Origin of the sequence: Pseudomonas sp. JS425 (assembly GCF_018223845.1) — a bacterium.
Classification (GTDB): domain Bacteria; phylum Pseudomonadota; class Gammaproteobacteria; order Pseudomonadales; family Pseudomonadaceae; genus Aquipseudomonas; species Aquipseudomonas asiatica.
Map to the genome: position 1 here is coordinate 3,864,936 of NZ_CP073661.1, position 15,966 is coordinate 3,880,901.

Consider the following 15,966-nt stretch of genomic DNA (forward strand, 5'->3'; position numbering starts at 1 on the left):
GTTGCCAGGTCCCGTTGTTTCGGGCTGCCAGCCGCAGGCCCGAGTGGTGCATTTACTTGCTTGTTCAAGGATTGCGCGAGACCCTGATAGCCGTCCAATATCGAATGAATCTCCCACCATACCCTGGAGGTCTGATGGAGCTGCGCCACTTGCGTTACTTCAAGGTCCTGGCCGAAACCCTGAACTTCACTCGCGCCGCCGAGCTGCTGCACATTGCCCAGCCGCCGCTGAGCCGGCAGATCAGCCAACTCGAGGACCAGCTCGGTACCTTGCTGGTAGTGCGCGAGCGCCCGCTGCGGCTGACAGAGGCGGGTCGCTTCTTCTACGAACAGAGCTGCACCGTGCTGCAGCAGCTGCAGAACATCAGCGACAACACCCGTCGCATTGGCCAGGGCCAGCGCCAGTGGCTGGGGATCGGCTTCGCCCCGTCGACCCTGTACAAGGTGCTGCCGGAGCTGATCCGCGAGCTGCGCCAGGACAGCGAGCTGGAACTGGGCCTCAACGAGATGACCACGCTGCAGCAGGTGGAGGCGCTGAAAAGCGGGCGCATCGACATCGCCTTCGGGCGCATTCGCATCGATGACCCGGCGATTCACCAACAAGTGCTGTGCGAGGACCCGCTGGTGGCGGTATTGCCCAAGGATCACCCGCTGGCGAGCAGCCCGCTTACACTTGCCCAGCTGGCTGGCGAGGCGTTCATCCTCTACCCGGCCAACCCGCGGCCCAGCTATGCCGACCATGTGCTGGCACTGTTCGCCCACCACGGCATGAGCATCCACGTCAGCCAATGGGCCAACGAACTGCAGACCGCCATCGGCCTGGTGGCCGTCGGCGTGGGCGTGACCCTGGTGCCGGCGTCGGTGCAACAGCAGCACCGCACCGATATCGAATATGTAAGCCTGCTCGACAGCGGCGCCGTCAGCCCGATCATCCTCAGCCGGCGCAAGGGCGATGTGAGCCCGATCGTGCAGCGCTGCCTGACATTGATTGCACAACAGGCCGAATGAGCACGCGCTCCCTGACCTCAACGGTCTGGCTAAACACCTGCCCCCTGTGGGAGCGGGTTCACCCGCGAACACGGGCGAAGCCCGTGCCATGCACCGAGTTGAATTCTTCGCGGGTAAACCCGCTCCCACAGGGTCCGCGTCTGTCTGTAGGCGCACTTTTGTGTCACACCCCGGCCATCATCAACCAACAGGAATACCCAGCATGATTCACGGCAAGACACTGCAAGCATGGTGCAGCTCCCACCCCCTGATCGACGACCTGGTGGCCCTGCGCGAAACCCGTTGGTTCAACCCGCACATTGCCCCGGCCGCCCAAGCCCTGGCCGACGTCGGTTTAAGCGCCGCCGATGTCAGTGCTGCCAGTGCCCGCCTGGCACGCTTTGCCCCCTACCTGGCCAGCGTGTTCCCGGATACCGCCGCCACCGGCGGCATCATCGAGTCACCACTGCGCCCGCTGCCCAAACTGCATGCCACCTTGCTGCAGGCAGCGGGCCTGCCTGCCAGCGGTTCACTTTGGCTCAAGGCCGACAGCGAGCTGCCGATCTCTGGCTCGATCAAGGCCCGCGGCGGTATTCATGAAGTGCTCAAGCATGCCGAAGACCTTGCCCTGGCAGCCGGCCTGATCAGCCTCGACAGCGATTACCGGGAACTGGCCAGCGACCAGGCCCGGCAATTCTTCAGCCAGTACAAGGTTGCGGTCGGCTCGACCGGCAACCTCGGCCTGTCGATCGGCATCATGAGCGCCAGACTGGGCTTTCAGGCGACCGTGCACATGTCGGCCGATGCCCGCCAGTGGAAGAAGGACAAACTGCGCGCCCATGGCGTGAACGTGGTCGAGTACGAAAGCGACTACAGCGTGGCGGTGGAGCAAGGGCGCCAGCAGGCGGCGGCGGACCCGGGCTGCTACTTCGTCGACGACGAGAACTCGCCACACCTGTTCCTCGGCTATGCCGTGGCGGCCGAGCGGCTGGCCGCCCAGTTCGAAGCCGCGGGCATCAAGGTAGATGCCGAGCACCCCTTGTTCGTCTACCTGCCCTGTGGGGTCGGCGGTGGCCCCGGTGGCGTGGCGTTCGGCCTGAAGCTGATCTGGGGCGACCATGTGCACTGCATCTTCGCCGAGCCCACCCACTCACCGTGCATGTTCCTGGGGGTGTATAGCGGTTTGCATGACGCCACCAGCGTGCAGGATTTCGGCATCGACAACCTGACCGCCGCCGACGGCCTGGCGGTGGGCCGCCCTTCCGGCTTTGTCGGCAAGGCGATGCAGCGTTTGCTCGATGGTTATTACACGGTCAGCGACGAGGCGCTGTACCGGCTGTTGGTATTGGCCCATGACCAGGAGAATGCGCGGCTGGAGCCTTCGGCGCTGGCGGGGATGCCGGGCATGGTCAGGGTGCTTGAAGCGCCTGAGTACCTGGCGCGCATGGGCCTGTCGGCCGGGCGCATGGGCCGGGCTACGCATCTGGTGTGGGGGACCGGTGGCAGCATGGTGCCGGACGCGGAGTTTGCGGCCTATCTGGCTAAAGGCAGGGGCTGAGAGTTATTGGGGGGCAGCGCTATACCTGTGGGAGCGGGTTCACCCGCGAACACGGGCGAAGCCCGTGCCATCCACCGCGGTGTCTGCTTCGCGGGTGAACCCGCTCCCACAGGGATCGCGCCAGCTTTCAAATAGTGAGCAAGGCAGTTGCTCCTTTGCTGCTAGACCGCCAGGCGATCACCGCGCAGCCAGTCGATAAACCGCGCAAACAACTCCGACTGCGAGTTGATCTCCAGCTTCAGGTACAGGTTCTTGCGGTGCATGCGTACGGTTTCCGGCGAGATGCCCAGCTCCAGCGCGGTGGACTTCACCGAATGCCCACGCAAGATCATGTGCGCCACCTCCCGCTCACGGTCGGTCAGCACCTGGCAGCCGAAACTGTCGAACGCCGCCTGCAGGCTGCCACGCTCCGCCGAAGCGGGGCCGGGCTCCAGATGGTGCCGGGCGTAGCGCCCCAGCAGCTCGCGTACCATCGGCTCCAGCGCACGCAGCAGGTCGATCTGCCCCGTACTCAGGCGCGTGCCGCTGCAGCCCTGGAACAGGCTAAGCGACAACTTGCGGCCAGCGCTGAGGTCGACGATGTAGTAGCTGTCTTCACTGCAACCGGTACCCAGGTAGTAGGCCTTGTAGTAGTCGCTGTCGAAGAAGTTGTCCGGGGCGATTTCCTGCAGGTGGTAGAAGCCCTCGGCCAGGCCGCTCTGCACGGCCAGGCAGAACGGGTCGAGCAGGTAGCCGGCAGTGAAGTAGCGCTCCAGCACGGCGGCGCGGTGCAGGTCGGGGATGCCTTGCTGGTACAACAGTTGCGGTGCCCGCCCCTGGCACTCGAGGCTGATCATCATCGATTCCACCCGCACCAGCTGGCCGATGGCGGCTGCCACATGCGCCAGCGCCTCGGGCGTTTCGCTGTGGGCCAGTGCGCGCTGCAGCGCCGCATGCCATTGCTGCAGCGCGCCCAGTGAAAGGGTAAGCGGGGTGTCGGGAGAGGCCTGGGTCATGCCCGGCAGTCTAGCCTGCCAGGCACGCCCGCGCACAGCCCTTTGCGCCAGGTTCATCGGCCCTGGTACAGGCCAAGCGCCGTGAGTTCGCGCGCGGTTTCGATGATGCACTGGCGCAGGGTTTCGACGATCTCGTCCACTTGCGCATGGGTAATGATCAACGGCGGCGACATCACGTTCAGGTGCATGATCGGCCGCACCAGCAGCCCTTTGGCCTGGGCCTTGCTGTGGATGCGTTCGCCAATGTTCACCTCGTCCGCAAACAGCGCCTTGCTGGCCTTGTCGGCAACGAACTCGACACAGGCCATCAGCTTCATGCAGCGCACATCCCCCACCAGCGGCAGCTCGCGCAGGCTTTGCAGGCGCTGTTCCAGGTAGCCGCCAACGTCCTTGACGTGCTCCAGCAAATGCTCGCGTTCGATGATCTCGATGTTCTTCAGCGCCGCGGTGCAGCACACCGGGTGGCCACTGTAGGTGAAGCCGTGGGTGAAGCAGCGGCCCTTGCCCGGCTCGGCGATCACCTGCCAGATGCGCTCGGAGAAGATGCACGCCCCCAGCGGCAGGTAGGCCGAGGTCAGGCCCTTGGCGGTAGTGATGATGTCGGGGGTTACGCCGAACAGTTCCTCGCTGGCGAAGAAGGTGCCCAGGCGCCCGAACGAGGTCACCACTTCGTCGGCGACGAACAGGATGTCGTAGGTCTGGCACAGCTGCCACATGCGCTGGAAGTAACCCTTGGGCGGAATGATCACCCCGCCCGAGCCCATGATCGGCTCGGCGAAGAACGCCGCCACGTTGTCGGCCCCCAGCGAAAGGATCTTGTCCTCGAACTCGGCCACCAGGAAGTCGAGGAACTCGGCCTCGTCCATGTCGTGCGGGGCGCGATACGGGTTGGGGTTGGACACATGGTGGATCAGGTCGTGGTGATAATCGAACTCCGGCACCCGGTCAGCGGCCTTGTTGCCGATCGACATGGTCAGCGTGGTGGAGCCGTGGTAGGCGTTGTAGCGGGCGATGATGTGCTTCTTGTGCGGCTTGCCACGGCAGTTCTGGTAGTACTGGATCAGCCGGTAGGCAGTGTCGACCGCGGTCGAGCCGCCGGTGGTGAGGAACACATGGTTCAGATCGCCCGGCGCCAGCTGCGCAAGCTTCTGGCACAGCTCGATGGCCACGTCGTTGGCCATGTCGGAGAACGGGTTGGAATAGGCCAGCTGGCGTACCTGGTCGGCGATGGCCAGGGCCATTTCCTCGCGGCCCAGGCCAATGTTGGTGCACCACATGCCGCCGACGGCATCGAGGAAGCGGTTGCCGTGGGTATCGCGGATGTAGGCGCCCTCACCGGCAACGATGTTCAGCGCGCCTTGCTCGCGGTGCTCGTCGAACACGTGGTAGCCGTGCATGTAGTGGGCCTTGTCGGCTTCCACCAGCGGGTCGTGGGCAATGGCGAATGCTTTGCTTGGGGTGGCCATGGGCAGCTCCTTGGCAGTGATCGTTGGGCAGTGTTCAGAAACCGGTCTTGACCGTGCTCCAGACCCGGGTGATGGCGCGCATGTCCTTCGGGCTCTGGGTTTTCTGCGCGAACAGGCGCTCGCGGGTTTGCGCGTCGGGGTAGATGGCCGGGTCCTGGCGGATCTCGTCGCGCACCAGCGCCGTGGCGGCGGCGTTGCTGTTGGCGTAGTGGATGTAGTCGGTGACCTTGGCCATGGTCTGCGGCTGCAGCAGGAACTCGATGAAGCGGTGGGCGTTGGCCGCGTGCGGCGCATCCTTGGGGATGTACAGGTTGTCGAACCAGATCAGCGAGCCTTCCTGGGGGATGAAGAACGACAGCTTGATGTCCTTCTTCGCTTCCACCGCGCGGGCCTGGGCGGTGGCGTAGTCGCCGGACCAGGTCAGGGCCAGGCAGACATCGCCGTTGGGCAGGCTGGTGAGGTAGTTGACCGAATCGAACTTGCGAATGTACGGGCGAATGCCCAACAGCAGTTGTTCGGCCGCCTTGAGGTCGGCCGGTGATGCGCTGCGTGGGTCCTTGCCCAGGTACTGCAGGGCCAGCGGGATGACTTCGGTCGGCGCGTCCATCAGGGTGACGCCACAGTCGGCGAAGCGCGAGACGATCCTGGGGTCGAACAGCATGGCCAGCGAGCCGATGGGGGCATCGGGCATGCGCGCGGTGATCTTGTCGACGTTGTAGGTTACCCCCGAGCTGCCCCAGGTATAGGGCGCCGAATATTTCAGGCCGGGGTCGTAGCCTTGCAGGTTGTTCACCACCTGCTGGTCGAGGTTGTGCCAGCTTGGCAGTTGCTGCTTGTCCAGCGCCTGGAATACCCCGGCGCTGATCAGCGGGGGGACCAGAGAAGCGTTGAGCATGACCAGGTCGTAGCCGGAGCGGCCGGTGAGCAGTTTGGTCTGCACCGTTTCGTAGCCGTCGAAGGTGTCGTAGATGACCTTGATGCCGGTGGCCTTCTCGAAGTCGGCCAGGGTGGTTTCGCCGATATAGTCGGTCCAGTTGTACAACCGCAACGTGTTACCGCTGTCCACCTCTGCCGCCTGGGCCAGGCTGGCGCCAGACGCCAGCAGCAGACCGCCAATCACCTTCAGTACCTTGCGCATGGCAACTCCATCGTGTGAATGCTCGGGATCGAGCCGATGGGGGCACTATCGAGGGATTTGCCGAAGGGGGACATACCCCGAATGTGTGGGTGGTCGCTTTTTGGCGGAATGTCGTACGCCGACAGAATTCTGGGGCTGCTTTGCAGCCCTTTCGCGACACAAGGCCGCTCCCACAGGTTCACTGCCGGCTTCGAAGGCTGCGCAGTCCTTGTGGGAGCGGCCTTGTGTCGCGAAAGGGCCGCAACGCGGCCCCAGTGGCTGGTACAGGAGAAAAGTCAGGTTAGTGGGTAAAGCGCCTCATCAAACTGCTCCAGGCGCGGGAACACCAGTGGCTGGTCGTCCGGGAGCTGCTCCAGGCGCTGCCGGTACTGCTGCAAGAACACCTGCCGCGCCTCGTCACTGATGTACGGCACATGCCAGGCCACGAACGGCGGCAGCACCTCGAACCCCACATAGGCCAGCGTGCCGCGCAAGATCGGCCGCAGCATGTCCTCCAGCGGCCCATGAATCGCCCCGTCGCCAAACATGTGCTCGCGCCCGCCCAGGGTCACGGTCACCAGCGCTTTCTTGCCCGCCAAACCGCCCTGGTCGTAGAAGCGCTTGCCGCCATAGCACACCCCCGACACCAGCACACGGTCGATCCAGCCCTTGAGCATGGCCGGCGCCGAGAACCAGAAGATCGGGAAGTTCAGCACCAGCAAGTCGGCCCACAGCAGCTTGTCCAGCTCCTGCCGGATATCCGCGGCAATGGCGCCACGCTTGACCCCTTGGCGCTGCTCCAGGGCATACACCAGGTACTCGGAGTTCTCGCGCTGGCTGAAGTCATCGGCGCTGGCCACCGGGTTCCAGCCCATGGCGTACAGGTCGCTGACCTGCACCTGGTGGCCCTGGGCGCGGAAGGTTTCCACGGCCTGGTCACGCAGGGCAGCAGTGAACGATTGCGGCTCGGGGTGAGCGTGGACGATCAGTACATTCACAAACATTCTCCTCACACAAAACAGGTTGTCTTCCAGCTGTGCTCAGCACTGCACCGCTTTCACCTCGACGAACTCGGCCAGGCCCTCCTCGCCCCACTCGCGCCCGTTGCCCGACTGCTTGTAGCCACCAAACGGTGCCTGGTAGTTGAACCCGCCACCGTTGATGAAGCACTGCCCGGCGCGTATCTGCCGCGCCAGGGCCAGGCCGTGCTCACGGCTACCGGCCCACACCGCACTGGACAGGCCGAACGGCGAATCGTTGGCCTGGGCCAGCGCCTGGGCCTCGTCGGCATAGGGGATCAGGCACAGCACCGGGCCGAAGATTTCCTCCTGGGCGATGCGCATGCGGTTGTCGACATCGGCGAACAAGGTCGGCGCCACGTAGAAGCCGCGCTCGAAGCCGGCTGGCGTATCACCGCCGCACAGCAGGCGCGCGCCCTCTTCCTGGCCCAGGCGAATGTAGTCGAGCACGGTGCGCCGCTGGCCTGCCGAACACATCGGCCCGAGGAAGCTGGCCGGGTCACGCGGGTCGCCCATGACCAGCGCACGGGTCTCGGCCTCGGCAATCTCCAGCGCCTCGGCGTAGCGGCTGGCCGGCAGCAACATGCGGGTCAGGGCCGTGCAGGTCTGCCCCGAGTTGATCATCACGTCCTGCACGCCATGGCGCACCGCCGCGTGCAGGTCGGCGTCGGCGGTGATCAGCAGCGGCGACTTGCCGCCCAGCTCCAGGCACACCCGCTTCACCGTCGGCGCGGCCGCCTGTGCCACGCGCACCCCGGCGCCGGTGGAGCCGGTGAACGACACCATGTCCACCTGCGGGTGCCGGGCCAGGGCCTCGCCAACCTTGGCCCCCGGCCCGCTGACCAGGTTGAACACCCCGGCCGGCAGGCCGATGGCCTCGATCATCTCGGCCAGCAGGAACGCATGCAGCGGTGTTTCCTGGCTGGGCTTGACCACCACCGTGCAGCCGGCGGCCAGAGCCGGCGCCAGCTTGCCGACCATCTGGTGCAGCGGGTAGTTCCACGGGTTGATGAACGCGCACACGCCAACGGCTTCGCGGTACACCAGCGAGTTGCCGACTTCGCGCACCTCATCCATCAGCCCGGCCAGTTCGGCGTACTGCTCCAGCCCGGCAATCGGGCCCTCCACCTGTACCGCCTGGCACCACTGCACCGGCATGCCCAACTCGTCGGTGATGACCGAGGCCATTTCCGCCGCGCGGCTTTTCAGCTGTGCAGCCAGCGCCGTTATATAGCCGGCACGTACGCTGGACGGCGTGCGCGACCAGCCATCGAAGGCCCGCCGCGCGGCCATGACCGCCCGTTCGACATCGGCCTCGGCGCCCAGCGGCACCCGGCCGATGGCCTGTTCGGTGGCCGGGTCGATCACCTCGGCCATGCCCTGCCCGCTCGGTACCTGCCAGGCGCCGTCGATGTACAGCCGCGCATACTCACGCATGGCCGTAGTCCCGTTTCAGTTCGTCGGCACAGTAGGCGATGCGTCGGCAGGCATCGATCAGCGCCGCATTGCCCAGCACCAGGCCCAGGCGGATATGCCCGGCAGCGCTGGGACCGAACGCTTCGCCGGCAAGCACCGACACGCCCTGGCTGTCCAACAGGTAGTCGGCAAAGGTCTGGGCAGATACGCCGGTCTCGCGGATATCGACCATCACGAACATGCCGCCATCGGGCTTGAGCACCTTGATGCCCGGGCAGTCGGCCAACTGCTCGCACACCAGGTCGCGACGCTGGCGATAGGCTTCGCGCATAACATCCAGTTCCGGCAGCTGCTGCTCCAGTGCCACCACGGCGGCGTCCTGGATGAAGTCCGGCGAACCGTACAGCATGCACAGGGCGAGGTTTTCCAGATGGGTGGCAAGTTCGGTCGAACCGACCACCCAGCCCACCCGCCAACCGGTCATGGCATGCGACTTCGACAGGCTGTTGAGGGTGGCGGTGCGCTCGGCCATGCCCGGCAGGCTGCCAGGGCTGACATGCTCGCCGTCGTACAATAGCTCGCTATACACCTCGTCAGAGATCAACCACAGATCGTGGGCGATGCACAGCTCGGCCAGCGCCTCCCAGGTGGCGCGCGGCAGGCTCGCCCCCGAGGGGTTGTGCGGGCTGTTCAGGGCCAGGGCGCGGGTGCGCGGGGTGATGCGCGCGGCCACGTCACGCGGGCACACGCGAAAGCCGTTCTCCGGCTTGACCGGCACCGGTACCACCTTGGCGCCACAAGCCCCGAACACCGCCTCGTAGGTAACGTACATGGGCTCGGCGACAATTACCTCGTCACCCGGGTCGAGCACGCACTGGGCCACGCAGTACAGCGCGCACTGGGCCCCCGCCAGCACCGTCACCTGGTCGGCATCGACGGCCTGGCCGCTGCGCTGGCGGTGGCGGTTGGCGATGGCCTGGCGCAGCGCCAGCTTGCCGCGCACATCGGCGTAATGGGTGTGGCCCGAACGCAGGCTGTCGATGGCCGCCTCGACGATCGGCGCGGGGGTGTCGAAGTCCGGGTCACCCACCGAAAGCAGCAGGATATCCCTACCCTCGGCCTGCAGCGCCAGGGCGCGATAGTGGATGTCCCAGGCCGCAGCCCCGTCGCCGGCGATGTGTTGAGTGAGCTTGGCGTAGCGCATGGCAATCTCCCTTCATTGGCAGTTCAGTCGACGAGAATCTTCGGGTTGGAACTGCCCCATACGGTGTAGAGGTCGGCGAGCAACGCGCCGTTGATTTCTTCTATCTCGGCCTGGGTGATCTCCCCCCCGGCCTGTTTGCCGAACAGCACCACTTCGTTGCCCCCTTTCACATCGGGGAAGTCGGTGACATCGACCATCAAGGTATTCATCGACACCTTGCCCACCACTGGCACTCGGTGGCCGTTGATCAGCACATGGCCCTTGTTGGTGAACACCCGGCGGTAGCCATCGGAGTAACCCACGGTGATGTTGGCCAGGCGCGAATCACGCGCCAGGGTGAAGGTGCGGTCGTAGCCGACGGTGTTGCCTGCCGGGTAGCTGTGCACCGCCGCCACGTGCGACTTGAACTGCATGACACGTTGGTATTCGGTGCGCGTCGGCACGGTGTCGCCGAACAGCGCGCCACCGGTACGCACCATGTCCAGGTGCGCTTCCGGCACTTCCAGCGTAGCGAAGGAGTTGGCGGCATGCAGGGTGAGCTTGCTGCGATCAAGCTTCGCGTGCTTGATCAGCCAGTCGGTCTGTTCGTTGAACGCTGCCAGGCCTTTGCGCACATCGTCCTTGTCTTCCACGGCGAAGTGAGTCATCAGCGCGACCAGCTGGAGGTGCTTCTGGTCAGTGATCTGCAGCGCTTCACCCCGGCCGGACCAGGTGGTCATTTCCACGCCGTTGCGGCTCATGCCGCTGGAATTGAGCGCCATGTGAATGCGCAGGGTCTTGCCGTGGCGTTCGGCGATGGCATCGAGCTGGCGGGCGAACTCGGCGCTGCCAACCAGCTCTTCCATGTCGTACTGCAAGGCATCTTCCACTTCGCCGAGGCTGGCCAGGCGTACCCGCACCAGTTGCCCGGTGAAGCCGCTGGCGCGGACCACGCGTGCCTCCTCGTTGCTGGCCACCGCCACGCAGGGCACGCCCTGGGCGATGATCGACGGCATGACCAGGCCGATACCGTGGCCATAGGCGTCGGCCTTGAGCACGGCGCACAGCTTGGACTTGCCGCCCAGCTCGGCCTGCAAGGTACGGATGTTGTGTTGCAGTGCGCCGGCACTGATTTCGACCCAGGCGTTGCTGTTCTGCGCGGTCAGGGCGGTGGTGCCGTTGTCCATCGACAGGGGCGGTGCGGCGTACAGCGGGGCCTGGCCAGTGATCAGCAGAGCGAGGGATGCAGCCAGGAGGGTACGGCTAAATTGCATGGTGATTTCTCTTGTTGTTCGTGGTGTCTGCCGCTTAGCAGACGCAGGTGTGTTTGAGTTCGATGAAGGTGACGCCGGGGGTGGCGAAACCGCTGGCCAGATCGGCCTGCAGCGCGTCCAGGTCACGCGGCTGGCGCACCGTGCAACCAAAGGCGCGGGCCAGGCCGATGAAGTCCGGGTTGCGTGGCAGTACGCCGACCGGCTCGATGTCCAGCCCGAGCATGTCGTCGCGGATCTGGCCAAGGGCGTCATTGTTCCATAACAGCACGACCAGTGGCCGGTCCAGTTCTTCGACTGCCGTGGCCAGCTCCTGGGCGGTGTAGAGGAAGCCGCCGTCGCCCACCAGCACCAGGCCTGGGCGATGGTCGCTGGCGAACATGCCGCCGATGCCGGCCGGCAGGCCATAGCCAAGGGTGCCGTAGCCGGTGGGGTGCAGCCAGCTGCGCGGCGCCCGGCTGGCGAAGGCGTAGTTGCCGGTGTAGGCCAACTGGGTCATGTCGCTGCTGACGAAGGCATCGTCGGGCAGCACGGCGGCAATGCGGTCGAGAATCGCCTGGTGCACGGCCTGCAGTGGCGCATGCCCGCCGCGAATGGCCTGGCGCAGGTTGGCCACGGCTTCGCTGGCCTGGGCCGGGTCACGATCCAGCGCTGGCAGGTGCTCGAGCAGGCCGGCCAGGGTTTGCCGGGCATCCCCGTGCAGCGCTATGGCACAGGGGTAGAAGTCGTTGAACTTGCGCGGGTCGATGTCCACGCGTAGCAGCTCGCCGCTGATCGGCAGGCGCTCGCGCCAGAAGTCGGTGTCGGCCATTTCGGTACCTACTGCCAGCACCACGTCGGCCTGGCTGATCAGCTGCCAGCCGGGCTCGACGCACAGGCTGGCGCCGGCATTCAGTGGCGCGTCCGCTGGCAGCAGGCCCTTGCCGGCCACGCTGGTGAACAATGGCGCTGCCAGCCGAGTGCTAAGCTGCTGCAGCTGCTCGGCCGCGTGCAATGCCCCTCCGCCGGCAATGATCATCGGGCGCTTGGCGGCGGCCAGTTTCATGGCGGCCTGGTCGAGGATGTCGCGGCAAGGCTGGCCGCGCCCGGGACGGCGCACTACCTCATTGCTCCAGTCACGGCTGACCGGTGCGGCCAGTACGTCCAGCGGCACCGAGATGTGCACCGGGCGCGGCCGTTCGCTGTCGAACACAGCCCATGCGCGGGCGATCAGTTCGGGCAGGTCGTCGCCGCGCAGGGCCACGGCGGAGAACGCGGTAATCGGCGCGGTCATGGCGCGCTGGTCCTGGGTTTCGTGCAGGCAGCCCCAGCCCTTGCCCAGGCTGGCAGTGTGGTTGACGCTGGAAATCACCAGCATCGGGATGGAGTCGGCGTAGGCCTGGCCGATGGCGGTGGCGGCATTGGTCACGCCCGGGCCGGTGATGACGAAGCACACCCCCGGTTTGCCGCTTACCCGTGCATAGCCGTCGGCCATGAAGCCGGCGCCCTGCTCGTGGCGGGTCAGCACATGGCGGATGCCGCTGCCCGGCAGGCCGCGGTACAGCTCCAGGGTGTGCACGCCGGGGATGCCGAAAACCGTCTCCACGCCGTAGTTGGCCAGCAGGCGCACCAACGCCTGGCCGGCGGTCGGGGTGTGCTTATTCATTTCGTTCTCCTTGCGCCTGGCCGAGGCGGATCAGCGCGTCGACCGCGGTGGTGCCGTGGGCACCGACCATCAATGGGTTCACATCCAGCTCCAGCAGTTGCCCGGCGTTCTCGCAGGCGTAGTCGGCCACCGCGCGGATAGCCGCAACCAGTGCGTCGAGGTCGGCGGCCGGGCGGCCACGGAAGCCTTGCAGCAGGCTGGCACTGCGTAGGCCGAGCAGCGCGCTGCGGATGGCATCGTCGGTGGTCGGCAGCAACAGGCTGACGCTGTCCTTGAGCAGCTCGACCAGCACGCCACCGGCACCGATCACCAGGGCCAGGGCGAAGTCGTGCTCGCGCTTGATGCCGACGATCAGTTCGGCCAGCGGCGGCTCGGCCATCGGTTCGAGCAGCACCTGGTCGAACGCTACCTGCGGGGCGTAGGCGGCGATGCGCTGGCGCATCTGCACCAGCGCACCCTCGAGGGCGGCGGCATCGCGCAGGTTCAGCGCCACCGCACCGGCTTCGGTCTTGTGCGGCAGTTGCGCGCTGACCGCCTTCAGTACCAGCGGGTAGCCGACGCGGGCGGCATCTGCCACGGCGCGCTCGGGTGTGCTCAGCACCCCTGCCGGTACCGGCAGGCCGAAGGCACGCAGGGCTTGCTTGGATTGCCATTCGTCCAGCAGCTGGCCCTCGCCCGCGATGGCCTTCGGGCACAGCGGCACCCGCGCGGCCTCACCCTGTTCCAGTAGCCGCTGGCGGTTGCGCTGGTAGGTGACGATGCGGCCCCAGGCTGCCAGGCCATCCTCCACGCCCTGCAGGGCGGCGATGCCACGCGCGTGCAAACGCTCGCGCGCGCAGGCGGGCAACAGCTCCGGGAATGCCGAGGTGACGAAGCCGATCTTGCCGTGGCGCTCCAGTACATCGCAGTACAGCGCCAGCAGCAGGTCGCATTCCTTGCGTTCGCCGGTGAACGCCGCCGGGTAGTCCAGCACCAGCATGGCCGCGTCGGCTGCGCCGCTCAGGGTGCTGTCGAGCATGCGTTGCAAGGCCGCTGCATCACCCCAGATGGCCGTGGTGAAGTCCAGCGGGTTGACCAGGTTGGCATAGGCCGGCAGCACCTCGGCCAACTGCGCCACCTGCCCTTGTTCGAGCTTCGGCAGGACCAGCTGGTTGCGCTCGGCATAGTCGGCGATCAAGCCGGCATCGCCACCCGAGCAGGCCAGGGCGATCAGCTCGCCATTCACCGGAAGGCGCCCACAGGCGGCGGCCTTGAGGGTTTCAACGAAGCTCACCGGGCCACTGACGCGGATCACGCCCAGGCGCTGGAACAGGCTGTCGTACAAGGCATCGGAGCCGGACAGCGAGCTGGTGTGGCTGAGCGCCAGTTCGGCGCCAATCTGCGAAACGCCGGTCTTCAGCGCAATGATCGGCGTGCCCTGCTGCAATGCCTTGCAGGCAGCACGGGCGAAGCCCGGCACGTTCTTCAGGCCTTCCAGGTGCAGGCCGATGGCGGTTACCCGTGGGTCGTCGAGCAGCACGTCCATCAGCTCGGCCACGCCCAGTTGTGCCTGGTTGCCGACCGAGGCCATGTAGGCCACCGGCAGCGATCGGTCGCTCATCGACAGGTTGTAGGCGAAGTTGCCGCTCTGGGTGAGGATCGCCACGCCCTTCTCCACCTGCTGGCCACCATGGGCCACCGGCCACAGGGCAGCGCCGTGCAGGTAGTCGAGCAGGCCGTAGCAGTTGGGGCCGAGCAAGGCCATGTTGCCGGCGGCGGTGAGCAGGCGCTGCTGCAGCTGGCGGCCCTCTTCGCCGCTTTCGGCAAAGCCCGAGGCATAGCAGATGGCGCCACCGGCGCCGCGTGCGGCCAGCTCGGCAACACACTGCAGGGTCAGTTCGCGGTTGGTGGCGATGAACACCGCGTCCGGGGCATGGGGCAAGTCGGCCACACGTGCTACACAGGGAATGCCTTCGAGGCTGTCATGCTGCGGGTTGACCAGCCACAGCTCGCCACCAAAGCCACCTTCGGCGCAGCGCTTCAGCGCCCGCGCCATGCTGCGCCCGCCGACGAAGGCCAGGTGCCGGGGGGCCAGCAGGCGCTTGAGGTTGTCACGAATCGAATGCGACATGGGTGTTCTCCTGGCGTTCAGCGCAGCAGCGGGCGCAGCAGTTCGCGGGCGATGATGTGCCGCTGGATTTCCGAGGTGCCTTCCCAGATGCGCTCGATGCGTGCGTTGCGCCAGATGCGCTCGACCGGCCCTTCATCCATCAGGCCCATGCCGCCAAAGATCTGCACGGCTTCGTCGGCAACCTTGCCCAGCACCTCGCTGGCGAACAGCTTGGCCATGCCGGCCTCACCGTCGGTCATGCTGCCCTGGTCCATCTTCCAGGCGGTGTGCAGGGTGAGCATTTCCGCAGCGCGAATCTGCGTGGCCATGTCGGCCAGCTTGAACGACACGCCCTGGTAGCTGCCGATGGCCTGGCCGAACTGCTTGCGGTCGGCGGCCCATTGCAGCGACAGGTCGAGGGCACGCTGGGCCTGGCCCACGCAGTTGGCGGCGACCATCACCCGGCCGGCGGTGAGCCAGGCGTTGGCCACCTCCCAGCCCTTGCCGACCTCGCCCAGCACCTTGCTGGCCGGCACCTGGCAGTCGTCGAAGAACAGCTCGTAGGTGTGGTAGCCACGGTTGCTCACGCACTTGGGGCCACGGCGGATGGTCATGCCCGGCGTGCCACGGTCGACCAGGAAGGCCGTTACCGCGTTGCGCTTGCGCCCGTTGTGCTCGTAGGTGTCGGTGACGGCGAAGACGATGGCGAAATCGGCGTGGCCGGCATGGCTGATGAAGTGCTTGCTGCCGTTGATGACGAAGTCGTCACCCTGGCGCACGGCACGGGTCTTGATGGCGTTGGCATCGGAGCCGGCGCCCGGCTCGGTGAGGGCGAAGCAGTCGATCTTCTCGCCCTGCACGCAGGGCAACAGGTAGTCGTTGATCTGCTCGTCCTTGCAGGCCATGAGGATTTTCGATGGCCGCGCGACGAACACGTGCAAGGCCCAGGACACCTTGGACAGTTCGCGCTCGATAAGCGCCTGGGACAGATAGTCCAGGCCACCGCCGCCGACCTCCTCGGGCATGTTGAAGGCATAGAACCCGGCGGCGATGGCCTTGCCACGGATCTGCGCAGCCAGCTCGGGCGATACGGCATCGGCGCGGTCCACCGCCTCCTCATGGGGCAGCAGCTCCTTGGCGACAAAACTGCGTACCGCTTCCACCAACATTTCTTGTTCTTGGGTCAGTTGGAAATTCATCTGCGAAGGTCCTGGTGAGGGT

12 protein-coding genes are annotated in these 15,966 nt (G+C 66.1%); 2 read left to right on the forward strand and 10 right to left on the reverse strand.

All coding sequences use genetic code 11. The features are described from left to right. Positions 1–134: 134 nt before the first annotated feature. Together catR and KDB76_RS17930 are read left to right on the forward strand one after the other, a co-directional pair. Complete coding sequence (gene catR, locus KDB76_RS17925; RefSeq protein ID WP_013973068.1) at positions 135–1,007, forward strand: HTH-type transcriptional regulator CatR; 873 nt, start codon at positions 135–137, stop codon at positions 1,005–1,007. Positions 1,008–1,209: 202 nt separating this feature from the next. Continuing rightward, positions 1,210–2,544, forward strand: coding sequence for a D-serine ammonia-lyase (locus tag KDB76_RS17930; RefSeq protein WP_013973069.1), 1,335 nt, complete (start codon positions 1,210–1,212; stop codon positions 2,542–2,544). 161 nt (positions 2,545–2,705) lie between these two features. Here the strand turns inward: KDB76_RS17930 and KDB76_RS17935 are convergent, their stop codons facing one another. From KDB76_RS17935 to KDB76_RS17980, 10 genes are all read right to left on the reverse strand, one after another. After that, positions 2,706–3,596: a helix-turn-helix transcriptional regulator gene (locus KDB76_RS17935; protein WP_024087321.1), complete on the reverse strand. Its 891-nt coding sequence runs from the start codon at positions 3,594–3,596 to the stop codon at positions 2,706–2,708. Continuing rightward, positions 3,593–5,005 carry an aminotransferase gene (locus KDB76_RS17940; protein WP_038409792.1) on the reverse strand — a complete coding sequence of 471 codons (1,413 nt, stop codon included), beginning with the start codon at positions 5,003–5,005 and terminating at the stop codon, positions 3,593–3,595. The genes KDB76_RS17935 and KDB76_RS17940 overlap by 4 nt, the downstream gene beginning before the upstream one ends. Positions 5,006–5,039: 34 nt before the next feature. Beyond that, positions 5,040–6,143: a polyamine ABC transporter substrate-binding protein gene (locus tag KDB76_RS17945; protein ID WP_013973072.1), complete on the reverse strand. Its 1,104-nt coding sequence runs from the start codon at positions 6,141–6,143 to the stop codon at positions 5,040–5,042. Positions 6,144–6,418: 275 nt separating this feature from the next. Next, on the reverse strand, positions 6,419–7,120 hold the full coding sequence (locus KDB76_RS17950) for an NAD(P)H-dependent oxidoreductase (RefSeq protein ID WP_024087323.1): 702 nt from the start codon (positions 7,118–7,120) through the stop codon (positions 6,419–6,421). Positions 7,121–7,162: 42 nt separating this feature from the next. Beyond that, complete coding sequence (locus tag KDB76_RS17955; RefSeq protein WP_013973074.1) at positions 7,163–8,578, reverse strand: aldehyde dehydrogenase family protein; 1,416 nt, start codon at positions 8,576–8,578, stop codon at positions 7,163–7,165. Next, entirely contained in the window at positions 8,571–9,761 is a 1,191-nt protein-coding gene (locus KDB76_RS17960) for a pyridoxal phosphate-dependent aminotransferase (protein WP_013973075.1), read from the reverse strand. Before KDB76_RS17960 ends, KDB76_RS17955 begins: the two co-directional genes overlap by 8 nt. Positions 9,762–9,784: 23 nt before the next feature. Then, positions 9,785–11,014, reverse strand: a complete 1,230-nt coding sequence (alr, locus tag KDB76_RS17965; protein ID WP_013973076.1) for an alanine racemase — start codon at positions 11,012–11,014, stop codon at positions 9,785–9,787. Positions 11,015–11,048: 34 nt separating this feature from the next. Next, positions 11,049–12,656 carry a 5-guanidino-2-oxopentanoate decarboxylase gene (locus KDB76_RS17970; protein ID WP_013973077.1) on the reverse strand — a complete coding sequence of 536 codons (1,608 nt, stop codon included), beginning with the start codon at positions 12,654–12,656 and terminating at the stop codon, positions 11,049–11,051. Then, the gene (locus KDB76_RS17975) at positions 12,649–14,766 is read right to left on the reverse strand and encodes an acetate--CoA ligase family protein (RefSeq protein ID WP_038409793.1); all 2,118 of its coding nucleotides are present in this window, start codon (positions 14,764–14,766) and stop codon (positions 12,649–12,651) included. The genes KDB76_RS17970 and KDB76_RS17975 overlap by 8 nt, the downstream gene beginning before the upstream one ends. A 17-nt stretch (positions 14,767–14,783) precedes the next feature. Then, positions 14,784–15,944: an acyl-CoA dehydrogenase family protein gene (locus tag KDB76_RS17980; RefSeq protein WP_013973079.1), complete on the reverse strand. Its 1,161-nt coding sequence runs from the start codon at positions 15,942–15,944 to the stop codon at positions 14,784–14,786. Positions 15,945–15,966: the final 22 nt, after the last annotated feature.

What these genes read in the sequence shown, in the direction of transcription:
- catR (WP_013973068.1), top strand. Translation starts at nt 135, where the DNA reads ATGGAGCTGCGCCACTTGCGTTACTTCAAGGTCCTGGCCGAAACCCTG.
- KDB76_RS17970 (WP_013973077.1), bottom strand. Translation starts at nt 12,656, where the DNA reads ATGAATAAGCACACCCCGACCGCCGGCCAGGCGTTGGTGCGCCTGCTG.
- KDB76_RS17945 (WP_013973072.1), bottom strand. Translation starts at nt 6,143, where the DNA reads ATGCGCAAGGTACTGAAGGTGATTGGCGGTCTGCTGCTGGCGTCTGGC.
- KDB76_RS17930 (WP_013973069.1), top strand. Translation starts at nt 1,210, where the DNA reads ATGATTCACGGCAAGACACTGCAAGCATGGTGCAGCTCCCACCCCCTG.
- KDB76_RS17975 (WP_038409793.1), bottom strand. Translation starts at nt 14,766, where the DNA reads ATGTCGCATTCGATTCGTGACAACCTCAAGCGCCTGCTGGCCCCCCGG.
- KDB76_RS17980 (WP_013973079.1), bottom strand. Translation starts at nt 15,944, where the DNA reads ATGAATTTCCAACTGACCCAAGAACAAGAAATGTTGGTGGAAGCGGTA.
- KDB76_RS17955 (WP_013973074.1), bottom strand. Translation starts at nt 8,578, where the DNA reads ATGCGTGAGTATGCGCGGCTGTACATCGACGGCGCCTGGCAGGTACCG.
- KDB76_RS17935 (WP_024087321.1), bottom strand. Translation starts at nt 3,596, where the DNA reads ATGAACCTGGCGCAAAGGGCTGTGCGCGGGCGTGCCTGGCAGGCTAGA.
- KDB76_RS17940 (WP_038409792.1), bottom strand. Translation starts at nt 5,005, where the DNA reads ATGGCCACCCCAAGCAAAGCATTCGCCATTGCCCACGACCCGCTGGTG.
- alr (WP_013973076.1), bottom strand. Translation starts at nt 11,014, where the DNA reads ATGCAATTTAGCCGTACCCTCCTGGCTGCATCCCTCGCTCTGCTGATC.
- KDB76_RS17960 (WP_013973075.1), bottom strand. Translation starts at nt 9,761, where the DNA reads ATGCGCTACGCCAAGCTCACTCAACACATCGCCGGCGACGGGGCTGCG.